A 17911-nucleotide genomic window follows, 5' to 3' on the forward strand; every position below is an offset into this window, starting at 1 on the left:
CGCGCCCCCCGCCGGCTTACAGGCGATGTTCGGCGCGCGCGATGACCTCCTGCTGCATCTTGTCGCACAGGTGGACGAAGTAGTCCGAGTAACCGGCGACCCGCACCAGTAGGTCCTCATACTGCTCGGGGTGCTCGCGCGCGGCGAGAAGTGTCTCCTGGCCTACGACGTTGACCTGCATCTCGAAGCCACCGCGCCGTAGGTAGGTCTCGATGATGGCCCGCAGCGCCTGGCGGTCCTCGGCGGTGCGGAATATGGTGCTCGGGAACTTCGCATTGTGGACGAGGCCGCCCAGCACGCGCCGATGGGGCCAGCAGGTGGTGGACAGCACCGCGGCTGTCGGTCCGGAGACTTCGCGCCCCTGTGCCCCGCCGGCGCCGTCCGCCAGCGGCCAGCCCGCATGTCGCCCGTCCGGCGTCGCCCCCGTCTCCGACCCCATCCGCTCGTGCATGACCCAGCAGAAGAACCCCGGCACGTAGCGATGGGGGCCGACCGTGTTGGCCTCCGTCGTGTCCATCAGGAAGCAGGCCCACTCGGCGGCCAGGGCGTCGGCCTCCTCCAGGTTGTTGCCGTAGTGCGGCAGGCGGTGTTGGAGGCGCTGGCGGAGGTCCTCATAGCCCGCGAAGTCGGCCTGCAGGGCGGCCCACAGGTCGGTGAGGGTCAGCTCTCCGCTCCCGTACACCAACTCGCGCACGGTGATAAGGCTGTCCACAAGGTTCGCCAGGCCGACGAAGGAGTTCTCTACCCAGTTGTAGCGCGCGCCACCGCGGTCGAAGTCCTGGCCCTTCTCCAGGCAGTCGGAGATCAGGCAACTGGCCAGCGGGAAGCAGGCGTGGACGGCTCGGCGCTGCCAGACGGCATCCAGGTTGGCCGCCGCCTGAGCGACCTTCGCCGCCAGATTCGCGCGCACGCCCTCCTGCAGTTCGTCGAACGTCCCCGGCGCGGGAACGCGCCCGGCGGCAATGTCGCCCAGCACGTCCAGCAGGCCCTGCGGACAGTTGAAGTACGGCGCCGTCACCCACATGTTCGAGGCGCCGCAGACCTTGATCTCCACGCACGTGGAGTTCATGTAGTTGAAGCTGTCCGGCTCGCTCACGCCGTGGTCGCGCAAGCCCAGCGGAATCAGCTCGTCATTGAAGAACGCCGGGTCGCCGACGCCAGTAGCGAGCATTTCCACCGCGAAGTCGGTCAGTTCGCCGGGGGTGCCCTCATGCCAGGCCAGGCCGACGGTCGGGTACACCAGCCGCGTGGCCATGCGCGCCGCGAGCGTGAGGTAGGTCAGCTCGTTCGTGACATTGCGGCCCTCGCGGTCGCGCCCGCCGACCATCGCCGCGACGGCCGATCCGGGCCACAGGATGCGGTTCATCTGGATGAACAGGCAGGAGAGCAACTCCAGGGCACGCTGGGGCGTGAGGCGCCCGGCGGCGCGGTCCGCCTGGTAGAAGGGCCATAGCGTCTGATCCAGCCGCCCCGGGCTCGTCAGGCCGTGATCCTCGGCGAACCACAGCGCGATCTCGGCCAGGAACATGAGCTGGATGGCTTCGCGGAACGTCCGCGGGGGTTCGGTGGCGATGTGACGACAGGCCTCGGCGACCTCGCGCCAGTCCTCGGCCCCCTCGGGGTCGGTGTCGGCCATCGCGGCGCACTCGTCGCCGCACCGGGCGATGAACTCCGACAGCGCCTGCATGACGATGCGGCAGGCCGCGTAGAAGTGGCCCTGCTCCTCGGTCAGGTCGGGGCGGCGGCTGCGCTCGCCGATCTCGTGCAACAGCCCCCGTACGCCCACCCGCAGCAGCTTCTCATAGTCGGGGTGGAAGTGTCCCGAGTCGCCCCCGGGGTACGGCGGTATCGTCGCCAGCACCTCCCGGGCGGCCCCCAGCGCTCCCTGCTCGTCGCCGGGGGACTGGCGGAAGGACGGCTTCCCGGGCAGCAACTCACCCGGCTCCAGGTCAAAGGGCATCGCCGCCAGTCGTCCGGCGCACCGGCGCGCTCGCCAGATCAGCCAGTCCTCCTCGTCGGTGTGCGCCGCCCACGCGCGCGCATCGGCAAGCTCATACGCAACCTGCAGGCGGCTGATGACGGAGGTCTCCGGCGCCGGCGGCTGGGGCATCCGTTGTGCCGCGAGGGCTCGCCCGCGCAGGGCCTGCAGGCGCGGGGGCAACTTCAGTGAGACCGTCTCGCCGGTCAGGGGGATGGTGATGGTGTCCAGTGTCGTCGTGGCCATGGCTGTGACTGTGGGAAGCCTCCCAACTGTGTCCGCTACTCCGATGGTGACTGCAGCACCAATGCCAGCACGTCCTGCGCCACGGCCACCGGGTCCCGATCGGCGTCCAGGACGACGGCGCGCGGCCCGAGCGACTGGGCATACTCCACAAACCCCTCGCGTACCCGCCGGTGGAAGTCCACCGACTTGCGCTCGATCCGGTCGGCGAGGTCCCCGCGCTTGCGGCGCAGCCCCACCAGCGGGTCGAGGTCGAGCACGATCAGCAGGTCAGGCTGCAGGCCCCGCGTGGCGTACCAGTTCAGCACCTCGATGGCCTCAGCCCCCACCCCGCCGGCGTAGCCCTGGTAGACCATGGTCGAGGAGGCGTAGCGGTCGCTGATGACGACCTTCCCCGCCTCCAGCGCCGGGCGAATGACCTCCAGCACATGCTGGGCGCGGTCGGCGCAGAACAGGAAGGCCTCGGTCAGCTCGTGCATCTCCTCGAAGGCGGGGTTGAGCAGGCAGTGGCGGACGGCTTCGCCCACGGCCGTCCCGCCGGGCTCGAGCGTCAACACCGTCTGATACCCCTCCGCTTCGAGGGCCTCGGCCAGCAGACGCGCCTGGGTGCTCTTCCCGCAACCCTCGACGCCATCGAACACGATGAAACGGCGGTGGATGTCGGACATGGAACCCCTGGTCCCCCTTGATGGCAAGCCCGCCGGCAGGACGCCGGCGCACCGACGCTTCAGCTCGGAAGGATCATCACGCGGCGGCGCGGCTCCTTGCCCACACTGGTGGAGCGCAGGTTGTGCCGCGCCACGAGTTCGTGCTGCAGGCGCCGGATGTACGAGTTCTGCGGCAACAGTTCCACCGAGCGATTGCCCTCGGCGACCCGCTGCAACGCCTCCTCGACCTCGCGCAACGCGAACTCCTCACGCGCGGAGTCGGCCGTGGTGAAGAGCTTGCGAGCCGCCTCGAAGATCTGGGCGTACGTGTTGCCATGGACGATTTCGACGGGGACGCCCGGCGCCCCTTCGTCGCTGATGCCACGCGCGTTCGGCTCCAGTGCCAGGATCGCGTCGGCCTGCGCGGGCTCCTTGACGATGGCCGCCGGCACGCGCAGCTCCTGCAGAGCCTTCTCGACCTTGCGGCGCGTGAGGCCGCGGATGTGCAGGCGCGAGACGGAGCGCCGCACCTGGCGGTCGGAGATCTCGCGCTGCAGGCGCTCGAAGTCGTCGGCCTCGCTGAGCGCCGGCGCGTGCTCGACGATCTCCTCCTGCACCACCTCGAAGCCGCCCTTCGGGCGCCGCTCGCGGACTTCGGACTGAACCATACGCCCCAGCAGGAGCGCGTCCACCGTGTCGGCCACGTCGTGATGTATGGCCAGCACGTCCAGGTCGCGGATCTCGATCACGGTGTCGAAGGTCGGCGGGGCCTTGCGCTCCAGCACGGTCTTCTGCGTGCCGCGCTTGCGGGCTTCCTCGTCGCTGAGCGTCACCGGCTGGATGCCGCCCACCAGGTCCGCCAGCGTGGGGTTGGACATGAGGTTGTCGAGGTTATTCCCGTGCGCCGTGCCGATGAGCTGCACGCCGCGCTCGGCGATGGTCCGCGCGGCGAAGGCGTCGTCGGCCGTCCCGATCTCATCGATGACAATGACCTCGGGCATGTGATTCTCGACGGCCTCGATCATCACATCGTGCTGCTCTTCGGTGTTGGGCACCTGCATCCGCCGGGCGCGGCCGATGGCCGGGTGCGGCACGTCCCCATCGCCGGCGATCTCGTTGTTGGTGTCCACGACGATCACGCGCTTGCCGAAGTCATCGGCCAGCACGCGCGCGGTCTCGCGCAGCTTCGTCGTTTTGCCGACACCCGGCCGCCCCAGCAGCAGGATGTTGGCACCGGTCTCGATGACATCGCTGATGATGTCAATGGTGCCAAACACGGCGCGACCCACCCGCGCGGTCAGGCCTACGACGTCCCCCAGGCGGTTGCGCATGGCGCTGATGCGGTGCAGCGTGCGCTCGATCCCCGCGCGGTTGTCGCGATCGAACTGTCCGATGCGTGACACGACGAAGTCAATGTCGGTCATGTCGGCAAGCTGGTCGCTCAGAAACTCATAGTGCGAGGCAAAGCGCGCCTCGATGGGCCGGCCGAGGTCAATCACGACCTCGATCAGGTCCCCGAGGCTGGGGTGGTCGCGCAGGCGTTCCTGGATGCGTGGGGGCAGGATCGGCAGGAGCAGGTCCAGGTTGTCGGTAATGAGCGGTTCGGACGACATGGTTGTGTTCACTCCTCCACCCCGGCGCGTTCCCCTCCCCCGCCTCAGCGGCCGCGGGCCCGTCGCAGGACAGGTGCGCCCCTATACATTCTTCCCCCGCGCGGCGATGCGCCACACGTCGCGCACGATTCCGTCCTGGACGATCACCATCTCATCGTACAGGTTCAGGCACGTGCAGATGCGCGGCGGGATGATGCGCACCTTGTCGCCGATGTGCAGGTCCCCGGCCGCGCGGTCGAGATAGCCGTGCTCGTCGTTGATCTTCACCACCCGCGCGCCCGGCGGGTCGAGCAGCACCCCGTAGCCCTCGGTGAGCTGCGAGACCTGTTGGTCCAGCGACTTCGTGCCCGCGTCAATGATGAAGCGATCGGGCGCGGGATGGCTCACGACCGTCGCCAGGACCGTCGCAGCCACGTCCCCCACGGCGCAGGTCCCGAGGTCCATCTGGTTGTGGTCGTTGAGGCAATACGTGCCGGACCGAATCTCCGTCAGGCCGCAGTGGGCCGGGTAGCGCCCGGCCGTCGGCGTCGAGCCGCCACTGATCCGCTCGATGTCGAAGCCCGCCTGCCGCAGCTCCTCAGCGATGGCGGCCAGGCCCGCGCCCTCTTCGGCGCAGTAGGCGCGGCGCTCCTGCTCGGTGCGGCACGAGTACGACCGGGCGGCATACGCCATGAGGCCGACGATGTTCAGCGCGGGCAGGGCGGTAATCTCACCCGCGAAGGCCACGGCACGCTCCGGCAGCACGCCACAGCGCCCCGCACCCGCGTCAATCTCGATCATCACGTCCAGCGCCATGCCGGCCGCGCCGAAGGCCTCCGACAGTTGCCGCGCCCCCTCGACGCTGTCCACGGCCACCGACAGCTTCGGCACGCGCCGCGCCAGCGCCACCAGCCGGCGCATCTTCGCCGCGCCGATGAGGATGTTGGCGATGAAGATGTCCTCGATGCCGGCGTCGGCCATGACCTCGGCCTCGCCGATCTTCGCGGCCGTTACGCCCACGGCCCCGGCGCGCACCTGCATCTGCGCGATCTGCGGCGTCTTGTGGGCCTTGATGTGTGGCCGGACCTCTAGCCCCGCCGCTTCCGAGGCCCTCTGTAGACTGAGGATGTTGCGTGTCAAGATATCCGCATCCACGATGAGCGCGGGGGTGTCCACGGCGGCGAGTGGCTGTCCGATGAGTTCACACTTGGGCATGTCGAGTTCCTGTTACGGCGATGGATGGTCGGTCGCGCCGGCTGGTCCGGCCGGTCGCGGCGTGAAGAGGTATAGCTTCACGTACGCATCCCACGCGGGACGGCGGAGCACCAGCGACAACATGCGCTGCTCCTGCACGCTACGTGGCATGATGTTCCACACCTGCTCGGCCGCCCCCTGCGCGAGCAGCTTGCCGCGCAGCTCCAGCCCGTAGCCCATCATCTCCTGCGAGCCCCGGTCGCGCGTGATCAGCCAGGTGCGCCGGTCGAAGGTCAGGCTGCCGGCGATCATCTCGTGGACCTGCGGCTCCCGGCCGGTGAGGGCGTGGCCATCATAGTACCGCCAGAAGGCATCCTCGATGGCCAGCACACGGTCGCCCGGCTGCTCGTGCTGCTGGAGGATCGTGTTGACCTGCCGCCACGGCGGGGCGAAGCCGGGGTTCAGGAGCTGCTCGCGGGCGAAGTAGTTGTGTAGGCCGTAGCCGTAGACGGCCACCAGGACGACTGCCGGCAGGATGCCGGCGCTCCTACGACACAGGCCCCGCGCCAGCGTGAGGTAGGCCAGCGGCGCTGTGAACATCGCGAAGCTGACGATGCGGTTCGGGGGGACGTTCGCCGCGACCGTGGACATCATGGCAGCGCCGATGGCGATGTTGAGGGGCCACGCCAGGGCGATGAGCCACTCCGGCACGCCAGGCTCGGCCGTCGCCTCGCAGGGCGGGGTGTCCGCCATAGCCGCAGGCGGACAGGGACCCCGCCGCCCGATCATCCGCCATAGCCCCACGATCAACCCGCCAACCGTCACCAGCAGCGCCGGCCCTGTCAGCCACCAGCGCCACGGGTCTACGCACTCCCCCGTCGCCAGCGCGAACACCGGCAGCGCCAGCTTCACCGCGAGGCCCCATAGCGACCCGGCCAGCGGGTCGGGGTTGATGAGCCCCACCATCCCGGCGCGCTGCAACGTCATGCTGATGATCGGCACGATCAGGCAGAGCGCCACCACCGCTGCCACCGCACACTGCCCGGCCAGCCGCCCGTCCCGCCGCACCAGCGCCGCCAGCACAGTCAGCCCGACCAGCGCCATGACCACCAGGAAGGCGACGTAGTCCGTGTACGCTGTTGCTGCCGCCACGATCCCCAGCGTCAGGGCCATGGCCCAACCGCGCCGCTGCCACAGGCGCACCAGCACGTAGATCGCCAGCATCGTGACTGCGGCCGTGAACGAGAAGTACCGCCCCATACGGAAGTACGTGAGCACCAGCGGCGACAGCGCCATGAGCCACGCGGCGAGAAGCCCCTCGCGCTTGAGACCCAGCCGCACCGCGACCAGCCACCCGAGCCACCAGGCCAACAGCGCCCACGGGATCGAGAACGCTCGGAGCCACCCGTCCGAGGTGCCCCACTGCAGCCAGAAGTGCAGCAGCGCCGGGTACAGCGGCGGGTGCGAGGCGTCCCCGAAGGCGGCATGATGCAGCGGGGCCTGTGCGGCGAGCGAGAACTCCTCATCCGTCCACAGCTCGCGCCCGCCCAGGTCCCAGCACAGCAGCGCCGTAAGCAGCAGTCCGGCTGCGAGCAGATGCAGCCGGACGGCGCGGTTCTCGATCGCGGCGTGTTCCATGGTGGTCCCTCGCGTGGGGCGGCCCCCCCCTGCCCACTGGCCGGTCCAGGATGTCCCGGCCCACGCGGCAGTCGCCGTCCCGGCCCACGCGGCAGTCGGAGCTAGACCTCCCGGTACACCTTCCCGCCCAGCAGCCCGTCAATCTCCTTGTTGACGGTGTTGCGCGGGGCCCGGCCGGCCATGCAGGCCTTGACGTCGTCCATGATCTTGTAGCGGATGTCCCAGCCGGCTTCCACAGACATCCAGCCGATGTGCGCCGACAGCGTGGCGTTCGGGGCGGTGAACAGCGGCATGTCCGGCGGCGGGGGCTCCTTCTCGTAGACGTCAATCCCCGCCCCGGCGATCCAGCCCTCGTGCAGCGCCTTGGCCAGTGCCTCGGTGTTCACCAGCCCGCCCCGCGCGGTGTTGATGAGGATGGCAGTCTGCTTCATCATCTTGAGCTGCGGCTCGTCAATCATGTGGCGCGTCTCGTCAGTTAGCGGCGTGTGCAGCGTGATGATGTCCGCTTCGCGCAGGACGGTCTCCACGTCGTAGATGTCATCGAGCCCCAGGGCGCCCTTCTGCCGCTCGTCAATGAACGGGTCGCAGACCATGACCTTCATGCCGAGGGCCTTCATGATGCGCACCACGCGCCCACCGATGCGGCCGCAGCCGACAACTCCCAGCGTCTGCCCGAACAACCGGTGCACGTCCCCCATCGGGGCGAAGTTCCATATCTGCGTCTCCGCGGCGTCCTTGAGCACCTCCAGGCTGGCGAACAGCTTGCGCGCACAGGCCATGATGAGCGCCACGGCCTGCTCGGCGACCTCGGTGGCGCAGTAGTCGGGCTGGTACGCAAAGCGGATCAGCTTCTCGGTGCAGGCGGGGACGTTGACATTGTCGTAGCCGATGCCGTGGCGGATGAGCAGTTGGCACTTATCCAGGCTGCCGATGACCTCCGGGTCGAAGGCGGCCATGTTCACGACCACGATGTCGGCATCCTTGACCTTGGCGATCAGGTCGGCCTTGGGCGCCTGCTTGAGCTGGTGGTGCTCAAATGTGACGTCGGGCATCTTCGCGAACTCTTGGACCTCCCAGTCCAGATCGTTCTCAATGTAGTCGGTGATGACGACTTTCCACTGTTTCAAGACGAACTCTCCTTCGGCGGGTCGATGGACAACAGTTCGGCGGGCAGGGCCCAGTCTCCTTCGCTACGGGCCATACACCTCCACCTCGTCCACCATGCAGAAGCCGTGGCGCTTGAAGTGCCACCGGACATAGCGTGCGGTAGCCTGCAGCGGCGTCTCCATCAGGCCCACGGTCCGCTCACGCGACTCGGGCGAGGCGAACGGGATGCCCAGGAGCTGGGCCGGCTCCGCGGGGTGCTCCGTGGTCGTGACCGGCGCGGACCACGCCATGCCGTCGAGCGAGGTCTGTACGCTGACCTCCGCGGGATAGTGGACGTCGGCATCACCACCCCCGGCGACGTGCGCCGCGGCCAGTGTGACCTCCTGCGGGCGCTCCAGATCTACGGTGACGATGGGGTCAGCCGCTGCCGAGCCGGCGACCTTCGTGCGGTCCCAGAAGCCCGACGAGACCTCGCCATCGGTCAGGCGACGGCTATCGTCGGGATACTGCCCCACCGGCGGGCGTGTCAGCGGGCCCTCCACGCGGTAGAGCCGTCCCCGCGCCACGTTCACGCCACTGGCGATGATCTCGATCTCATCGAGCAGCAGGAACGAGTGGGGCACGAGGTCCAGCCGGAGGTAGCGAGTCCCCGGCGCGTTGAGAGTGGCTTCGAGCCACGCCTTCGCCACCGCCGTCGCCCCCGGAGGCTCCGCGGGCGGCGTGATGCGGCGCAGCAACGGCTGCCACTGCCTGCCGTCCGCCGAGACCCAGACCGTTATAGCCGACGGGAAGTAGGTATCGGCAACGCCCCCGCCCCACGCGTGGATGCGCACGCGCGAGATTGTCTGGGGCCGCCCCAGGTCCAGGATGATGCGCGGCTGCGTCCCCAACCATCCCGCCAGCTTGTGATCCAGGAACACCGCCGCAAAGTCCCCATCGGTCAGCTTCTTGCCGTCGTCGGGGTAGTTCCAGGTCGTTGGGGCCGGGGGCGGCGCCGGCTCGAACGTGTAGGGCTTCCCCAGAGCCAGGCCGGCGGCCAGCTCCATCTCGACCTCGTCCAGGGCGATCGGTCGGTTGGCCTCCTCCCCGGTCAGCTTGAGTTCAAGGCGGCTCGACAGCGCCAGGGGCAGTGGCACCTGGAAGTAGGCCGCCCACTGCCCTTCGGGCGCCTCGAGGTCCACGGCGGACGTTCTGGCTCCGTACGTCACCTCCACGTGCGCCGGCCACTGCCCACCCGGGGGCTTCACGGCGTGCAGCCAGAGCGTGCCGGCATGGCGGTCATCGGGCATGCCGAGGGTCAGCGTGCCCCCCCCTGTCGCCCACGTGACCAGCTTCGCAGCCTCCTGGGACCCGCTGGCGTACTCGCGGTCGGTCAAAGCTTGTCCATCGCCCACCCCGTCGGTAGTGCAGGCGGCGTCCAGGCCCGGCTCAGCCACGGGAATCGCGCGCACTTGATCCACCCGCAGCCGCCCGCCCTGCGGCCCGGAGAGCTGCACGGTCAGTGACTGGCCCACCTGCGGGGCGCCGATGATCCGCCACCAGTGCCAGCCGCCATCGCCGGCCGTCGCGGGGCTGGCGATCGAGCCGATCAGCCGGGGCGGGTCGCCGCTGTCGTCGGCCATGCTCGCGGTCGCGAACGCAATGGCGTCGGCACCAGCACCCTCGCAGCGTACATGCACCAACACCTTGCGGACGCGCCGGGAGGTCGGGAAGGTCACAGTCAGAAGGCCGCCGCTGCCGGGGATGGTGACCGCCTGGGCCTCCGCCGCCGGCAGCTCTCCCGTCAGGGCCAGTGTAGCCTCGGGCATCAGGCCCGGCAGGCGCAGCACACAGGGCGCGCCCTGTGACACGCACGCCGGGTGCTCCCGGTAGGTCCGCTTGTGGAAGGCGTAGAGCGCGTCGTAGAGACGGTTGTCGGCGGGCACGTCGCTGCTGTACATGCGGCCGATGTCCACGATGGTCTGGTAGTACCCGTGCACGGCGCTCATGTAGCCCTCGTAGGCGGGCAGGCCGTGGTTGAGGTAGTCGTACAGACCCTCGCGATCCCCACTGCCATAGATGGTGCGGTACGGCACCTCGATCTCGATGCCCAGCCCGCTCTGCCACGCTCGCGCGGCCGTATCGGTGAACATCTGCTCGTCGCGGCGGCGATAGTGGTCCTCGGCGCAGGCGTAGTTGGGCTGCAGGATGGCGAAGTCCAGGCCCAACTCGCGCCACTTCTCCACGCCCGGCGCCCGCGCGTAGGGGATCCAGTGCAGCCCCAGGTGGTGCTCGTGGATGACGCGCGCGGCGGCCTTGACCCGCTCCTCATCCGCCGGAGGAATGCCCTCCTTCATCCAGTAGAGGCCCCACAGCGAGAGGTGCTTGAAGTGCCCCTCGGCGAAGCGCCGCACCACGTCCCCGGCAAACCACTCGGTGCAGCGCACGGCGTCCTCGGTCTTGCTCAGGTCGAGGCTGCGCCCGTTGCCATCCACTGCGCCGAAGTCACGCTGCTCGGGGGACATGTACGGCATCATCAATATCACCGGGGTGGGACGCGGCGGCGGCCCGAGCGTCTGCGCCACTTGCCCGATGGCGTCGTCGAGGGCGTGCAGGTTCAGCTCCGGGTCGAAGAGCACGTCGAGGTAGTAGCGCCAGTCCGCCAGGTTCGTGGGGCCGTCGTCGTACTTGGCCTTCGACGGGGCCCCGAAGATGGTCAGGAACAGGTAGGAGTCGTAGAACCAGTCGCGGGGCCGCCCGCCGGCCCGCTTGTCCAGATAGGCCACATAGGGCAGCAGGTCGGCCGTCCTGTAGTGGAACCGCGTGCAGAAGCTGTCGCCGATGTACAACAGCATCAGATCGCGCGTCCCCCCGCTGCGTGCATCGTCCTGGGGCCAGTACTCAGCGTGGGCCGAACCCACGAGACATGACACAGCGGCGATCGCAAGGAGACATCGCATGGTGTAACCCCCAACAGGTGTTGGGTATACGTTCCTCGTGTGCAGGCGGGCTCCTGCTGCCGCCGCCCGGCGTCGCCGTATGGTTGACGGCGGTGGTAACACCGGCTACAATCTTGTGTGACAGAGGTATCACCAGGAGTCCTCCGTGGGGGCGCGCAAGTTGCCCTAGACAGGGAAAGACCCGGGGAGCATCGTCGGTGCTGTTGGCGCGTCTTGTTCCGGGCGAACAAGGTCCTTCCAGGCCCGACGGTGAATAGGTTGCAAGCTGGTGTGTTGGCCCCCCGCACTCGCGCCGGGGAGGATCTATGGCCAGGACCGCCGCAGAAAGCGAAGTGGTGTCAGTGCCCGTGAGTGGCTCGTCTACCCGTTTGATCGCCCTTGTGCTGCTTCTGGTCGCGGTCGTGGCCATGGCGTCCGCCCAGACGACGGGCACTGCCGCCGCGAAGCCTGCGCCCACCACCGGCCCCGACGCCGAGCGCACCCCCCCCGCCCGGGTTTCCCCGGGCTCAAGCACACCGGCAACGGGTCGCGCCAACGGTACGGCCACCGTCGTTGAAACCCAGGTAGCTGAGCCGCCGCCTGTGACCTATCTCCCGCCCCACGGCCTCGCGCCGGTCCGCGAGCACGTTGACGCGGGACGTCTGTTCACATCCCTGGCCCGTTTCGGCGCTGCGGTGTTCTCGCGGCAACCCGCTGATACCCAGGTGCAAGCGGCGGACCGACAGGTCGGCGCGCCCACGGACACGCTTGCGCCTGCCCCTGGGCCCTGGGGTCCGGCGCCCGGAGGCGTGCCCCAGGGGCTCGCCGGGAGCGCGCCCGGTCGTTACTGGGCGCCCACAGGACCCGCACCCACGTACCCGGCCCCAGCAGGCCCCACTCCCGCCCCAGCGACGCCGCAGCCCGGGCCCTACGCTACGACTGCCACAGCGTCGACTGCCCCGGGTACTGCCGGCATGCCGACAGACGGGATGGGCGGCGCTGCGATGGGCGGAACGTGGGGGGTGCAGAACGCACCCGCAGGCTCCGCTGCACGCTTCCCGGTCACAGCCGGACCGACGTATGCCCCACCCGGCACGCCCATCTTCGGCGGGCCTGTCCCCCCCAACTACATCCTGGGTGGCGGCGACATGCTGGAGCTGCGCGTCTGGAGCCGCAACCGGGAGCAAGCATCCACCACCGTGACGGTCAGCCCTGAGGGCTTTGTGTTCCTGCCGACGGCCGGCAAGCTCAGCGTGGCGGGCCAGACAGTCCAGCAGGCCCGTGAACTCGTCGCGGCCGCGTACGCACGCATCTATGACCGTCCCGAAGTGACCCTCCTCGTGGCCACCCAGCGCGCCGTGGACGTGTACGTGCTGGGTGACGTGTCCCAGCCGGGGAAGTACACGCTCTCGGGCATGGCGACCGTGTTCTCTGCCCTGTACGCAGCGTGTGGCCCCTCCGAGAGCGGCTCATACCGACAAGTCCGTCTTGAGCGCCTGGGCGAGAAGCCACAGCTCATTGACCTGTACGACTACCTCCTCCGCGGCGAACGCAGGGGCGATGTTCTGCTGCAGAACGGCGACATGCTGTTCGTGACACCGGCCAAGCTGGAGATCGGGGTCGCAGGGGAGGTGCGGCGGCCGGCGCGGTACGAGCTGACCGAGCCCATTACCCTCGCTGATGCCCTCGAGATGGCTGGCGGGATCGGGCCACAGGGCTATGCCCCGGCCATCGAGGTGTGGCGCACCGGCGATCACCGCGGTTGGCAACTGGTCAACCTCGATGCCACTGACAAGACCCGCCTGTCCGTGCAGGACGGCGACCTCATCGTGGTCAAGCCGCTGCTCCCGATCACCCAGCAGACCGTGACCATTCGCGGTGCGGTGAACCGTCCTGACAGCTACGCGTTCTCCGCCGGCCTGACTGTCAGTGGGCTCCTCAAGCTGGCCGAGGGACCCGCCGACGGTGCCAACCTCCGGCAGGCCCTGCTGTGGCGCCTGGACTCCGACATGGCCTACAACGTTGAGCGCGTCTCGCTGACGGACGCGCTCAAGGGCAAGGCTGGGGCCGACATTCCCCTGCAGCCGCGCGACGTGGTCTATCTCATGTACCAGGAGGAGGCGATGGTCACGGTCCAGGGCGAGGTACTCCGCCCGGGATCGTACCCCTTCGGCCAGGGCATGCGCGTGCGTGACCTGATCAGCCTGGCCGGTGGCCTGACGTCCCAGGCGTTCGCCAGGCGGGCGAACCTGATGCGCTGGCTGGACACGACCCAGGAACTGACAGTCGTGGCGGTGGACCTGCAGGCGGCGCTGGCGGGCAACGACCAGGCCAACACCCCGCTGCAGCGTCTGGATGTTCTGGAGGTCAAGGCGCGCGACGTGGCGGTGGCCGTCGCCAAGGTCCACATTGATGGCTGCGTCCAGACGCCCGGCTCTTACCCCTACTACCCAGGCATGAAGGTCAGTGACCTGATCTATGCGGCCGGCTGCCCCCTGCCGCAGGCGAGCAGCATCGAGTACGTCCGCGGCCGCACCACCGACAGCATCGAGCCGCAGCGTCTGACCCTCACCGGTCCCCCGGAGGCGTTCCGCGTTGAGCCCGACCTGGTGCTGGAGCCGGATGTCCGGGTGAGCGTGCAAGGCCACGGCCGGTTCGTCAGCGCTCCCAGCGTCGTGCTGGTCAGAGGCCAGGTGACCACCCAGGGGGCGTATGCCCTGCTCCACCAACAGTCCGACGAGGGCGATACCGTCTGGTCCGTGCTCCAGCGCGCCGGCGGACCCCTTCCTGACGCCGACCCGAGCGGCATCGTCGTCTACCGTGGTCTGGGTGAGATCTTCAGCCAGACGCGCGAGTTGGGCCAGATGATGCGCAACTACAACCGGGAGACCGTGGCCGCCGCCGAGCAACTGGAGAACGCCGCAGCCGCCATTGAGCAAGCCATGAGCAAGCAGGTCAACACCCAGTTGGCGCAGATATTCTCCAGCGATGCCGCGGTCTCGGTGGTGATCCCGCCGCGCGCCCTGCAAGTGGAACAGTCCCTCCAGGCGATCCCGGTTGACGGAAAGCGTCTGCTGGAGAGCCACGGCAAGGAGGGCGACGTACAGCTCAGCACTGGCGACGTGATCATGGTGCCGCGACGGCGCGACACCGTGGCAGTGGTCGGGGCGGTTGTCCGCCCCGGTGCCGTGCCGTATGAGGCTCATCTCCGCATCCGTGACTACGTGGCGAGGGCCGGCGGTCTCGCGAACGACGCCGCCGACAAGCGGCTCCTCGTGCTGGCGCCCAATGGCAGCGTGCGCCCCACCACGAAGAAGACGATCATCCAGCCCGGTGATGTGATACTGGTTCCTTCGCAGTACATCGTGCAGACTCGTAGGACGCAGAGCACGTGGGAGAGCGTGTTGCGCGGCCTCGCTACAGCCGCCGCTTTGGCTTTGACTCTGTGATGCGGCCGTAGTGCGGGGGCAGACAGCGTAGCATGCCGTGCAGCTTTGGTGGGAGGATTCACCATGGGCGAAGCAGGTCGCCTCAGTGTTCGACGTGAGTTAGCGCCCGTCGCCACGCGTTCTCGGTCCGACTATGCGCGACGAGTCAACGGTGAAGGGCAGAGCCGCCCGTGGTGGACGGCTGTGATCATCACGGCCGGTTCGGCCCGTCAGGCTGAGCGCTACGAGGCCGAGGTGCAGCGACGTCTCGAGAGCGGGCGGGTGCCCGAGGGCGTGCACTACCTGACCGTGCCCGACCCCGGCGGCGTCCGCATCGGCAGCGGCGGCGCCACTCTGAACGCCCTGACCGCCATGGCTCAGAGCGGGTTCATGCCCACCGACCCGGCGGCCCTCCAGGATTGGTGGCGCACCCAGCGCATTCTCATCGTCCACTCCGGGGGCGACTCTCGACGCCTCCCGGAGTACTCCCTGTCGGGCAAGCTCTTCAGCGCCCTGCCGGTACGGACCCCCTGGGGCGATGTCAGCACCGTCTTCGATGAGATGCTTGCCTTCTCGACGGCCTGGGCCTCACGACTGTCTTCCGGGTTGCTGGTGGCCTCCGGCGACGTCGTACTGTCCTTCGACCCCACTCAGCTTGACTGGAGCCGACCGGGCGTCTGCGGCGTGGCCATGCGCGAGACGGTGGCCCGCGGCAGCGCCCACGGCGTCTTCGTGACCGACGACACGCACCGCGTCTACAGCTTCCTGCAGAAGCCGACCGCCGACCAGGTCCAGGCTGCGGGCGGCCTCTTGGCGGGGGACCGTGTCGCCCTCGACACCGGCCTGTTCCGCTTCGACGCGGCGACTGCGTCGTGCCTGTCCACGCTGTCGGAGGCGTGGCGCAGGGACCAGCCGGCCGCGGGGGATGCCCCGCCCGCCGCGCCCCCGTCGCGCTGGGAGATTGACATCTACCAGCACTTCGCGGGCGCCCTGACCGGGGAATGGGTCCCCCCTGCCCACGCGCCCCGTATTCTGCACCAATTGGCTGAGACGCTCACCGATGTGCCCTTCTGGTGTGACATCGTGGATGGTGAGTTCACCCACATCGGCACGACCGAACTGTTCCGGCGCCTGATGACCGAGGAGAGCGGGCTGTCGCAGCTCTACGACACCAAGCAGCGGCTTGGGGCCGTGGCTCCCGCGGGTGTCCGCTCGGCCGGGGTGATCGTGGACTCCGTGCTCGCCCCTGAGACCGATCTGGGCCCGCGCTCGCTGGCCATCGAGTGCGAGTTGGACCGTCCCCTGCGCGTCGGCCCCGGGGCTATCCTGCACGGGGTCACAGCCGACATCGGCCTGGTCGAGGTGCCCGAGGACAGCGTGGTGCACCAGGTGCCCGTCATCGGTTCCGACGGCGCCAAGGGTACCGTGGTCCGCGTCTACGGCGTCCCGGACGACCCGAAGGTCAGTCTGGTCAGCGGCCGCGCCACCTGGTTCGGCCGCCCCCTTCTCGAGTCTCTCGCCACACTCGGCATGGACCCCGAAATGGTCTGGCCGGGCGTTCCCCTGCCCGAGCGTTCGCTGTGGAATGCCCGCCTCTTCCCGGTGGGGACGCCGGCCGAAGCGGGGCTGTGCGCTGCCTGGATGCTCGGACAGACCGATGACGAACCGGCGGCGCTGTGGGCGGGCCTGGAGCGCATGTCCCTGGCTTCGAGCACCGCCCATGCGGATGATTCCGAGCTGTCCGCCCTGCTGGCGCGCCGTCGCCAACTGCAGTGGCAGTACAGCACGCTGGCTCTGGTGGAGTCAGGCAACGACCTGCGCCCGCTGATCGTCAGCGCCCCGAGCCCGGCGGCCCTGGCCGCCGTTGGCCGGCTGCTGCTGGAGCGCGGGGAGGCGATCGGCGCGGAGGCGCCCACCGGCGCCGCGAGCACGATCTACCAGGCCAGTTGCTTCCTCGCCGGTGCCGGCCTCGCCACCGAGGCCGAACAGGCGCGTACGGACGCCTTCGCGTACGTGCAGCGGGCCGTGGCTGCCGGTGTGAGCACGACGCTTTGCGTACAGGGGGACGCCTGCTGGCAGCACGACCGGGTGGAGGTCTCCGCCCCGGCCCGCATAGACCTGGGTGGCGGCTGGTCCGATACACCTCCGTTCTGCATTGACTGGGGCGGGACGGTTCTCAACGTCGCGCTGGCCCTCAATGACGCCTACCCGATCGTCACCTCCGTCGAGCGTCTCGAGGACCCGATCATCCGCTGCGTCGCGGCGGAAGACAGCCGAGTGGCAGTGTTTGACTCGACCGAGGAAGTCCTTGCTCCCCTGGGGCCCGGCTGCCCGTTCAGCATCCCCCGGGCCGTCCTACAGATGCTCGGCGTCGCTTCGGCCGACGAAGCCCTCGAGGACACACTCACCCGTCTGGGCGGAGGCCTGGAGATCCGCACGAACGTGTGCCTCCCCATGGGCTCGGGCCTGGGCACGAGTAGCATCCTGGGCGCCACCGCCCTCCGCGCCATGACCGAGATGCTGGGCATGCCGCTGTCGGACCACGATCTGAGCGACCAGGTGATGTGCCTGGAGCAGCAGATGACGACCGGTGGTGGCTGGCAAGACCAGGCTGGCGGCATCTTCCCGGGAGCCAAACTCGTCCGGACCGGCCCCGGCGTGCGCCAGCGCCTCCGCGTCGAACCCCTGGCATGGACCCCCGAGCGCGAAGAGGAGTTCTCGCAGCGCCTCGTGCTGTACTACACCGGCTTCCAGCGGGTCGCCAAGGATCTGCTGGCCCAGGTCGTTGGCAGCTACCTGGCCCGCGAGACCCACACCGTGCAGGTTCTGCACAGCATCAAGACGCTGGCTGAGGAGATGCGCTTCGCCATGCAGGAGGGGGACTGGAGGCACCTGGGGGACCTGCTCGACCGGCACTGGCAGCTCAACGTGCAGATGGGCCGGCGCATGGCCAACGCCCCGGTCAACGCCATCCTGCACGCCACCCGGCCCTTCCTGCTGGGCGCCAAGCCCGCCGGCGCTGGCGGCGGCGGCTTCCTCATCATGCTGACCGAGGATCCTGACGCTGCCGAGGCCCTTCGCCAGCACCTGGCCCACGCCGACCTGCCCGGCCAGGTCTACGCCCACACCGTCGCCAAGGAGGGGCTGCGCGTCGCGGTCTCCTGAG

At 69.1% G+C, this 17911-nt stretch carries 9 protein-coding genes; 2 read left to right on the plus strand and 7 right to left on the minus strand.

The window, feature by feature from the left end; all coding sequences use genetic code 11:
- Positions 1–16 precede the first annotated feature (16 nt).
- The 7 genes from LLH23_14075 to LLH23_14105 all read right to left on the minus strand — a co-directional run bounded on the left by LLH23_14075 (position 17) and on the right by LLH23_14105 (position 11338).
- On the minus strand, positions 17–2224 hold the full coding sequence (locus LLH23_14075; protein ID MCE5239598.1) for a hypothetical protein: 2208 nt from the start codon (positions 2222–2224) through the stop codon (positions 17–19).
- Positions 2225–2259: 35 nt separating this feature from the next.
- On the minus strand, positions 2260–2889 hold the full coding sequence (tmk, locus tag LLH23_14080) for a dTMP kinase (protein MCE5239599.1): 630 nt from the start codon (positions 2887–2889) through the stop codon (positions 2260–2262).
- A 59-nt stretch (positions 2890–2948) separates the two neighbouring features.
- Positions 2949–4481 (minus strand): single-stranded DNA-binding protein, encoded by a 1533-nt coding sequence (locus LLH23_14085; protein ID MCE5239600.1) that lies wholly within the window; start codon positions 4479–4481, stop codon positions 2949–2951.
- Between the two features lie 81 nt (positions 4482–4562).
- Complete coding sequence (locus tag LLH23_14090; GenBank protein ID MCE5239601.1) at positions 4563–5675, minus strand: alanine racemase; 1113 nt, start codon at positions 5673–5675, stop codon at positions 4563–4565.
- Between the two features lie 12 nt (positions 5676–5687).
- Positions 5688–7292 (minus strand): glycosyltransferase family 39 protein, encoded by a 1605-nt coding sequence (locus LLH23_14095; protein MCE5239602.1) that lies wholly within the window; start codon positions 7290–7292, stop codon positions 5688–5690.
- Positions 7293–7393: 101 nt separating this feature from the next.
- Positions 7394–8419, minus strand: coding sequence for a C-terminal binding protein (locus tag LLH23_14100; protein MCE5239603.1), 1026 nt, complete (start codon positions 8417–8419; stop codon positions 7394–7396).
- Between the two features lie 63 nt (positions 8420–8482).
- Entirely contained in the window at positions 8483–11338 is a 2856-nt protein-coding gene (locus LLH23_14105) for a DUF4855 domain-containing protein (GenBank protein ID MCE5239604.1), read from the minus strand.
- A gap of 1001 nt (positions 11339–12339) precedes the next feature.
- On the opposite strand from LLH23_14105, the gene LLH23_14110 reads away from it, so the two are divergent.
- Positions 12340–14766 carry an SLBB domain-containing protein gene (locus tag LLH23_14110; GenBank protein ID MCE5239605.1) on the plus strand — a complete coding sequence of 809 codons (2427 nt, stop codon included), beginning with the start codon at positions 12340–12342 and terminating at the stop codon, positions 14764–14766.
- A 63-nt stretch (positions 14767–14829) separates the two neighbouring features.
- Complete coding sequence (locus LLH23_14115) at positions 14830–17910, plus strand: hypothetical protein (GenBank protein MCE5239606.1); 3081 nt, start codon at positions 14830–14832, stop codon at positions 17908–17910.
- Position 17911: the final 1 nt, after the last annotated feature.

It is taken from the genome of bacterium, from assembly GCA_021372615.1.
Taxonomy (GTDB): Bacteria; Armatimonadota; Zipacnadia; order Zipacnadales; family UBA11051; genus JAJFUB01.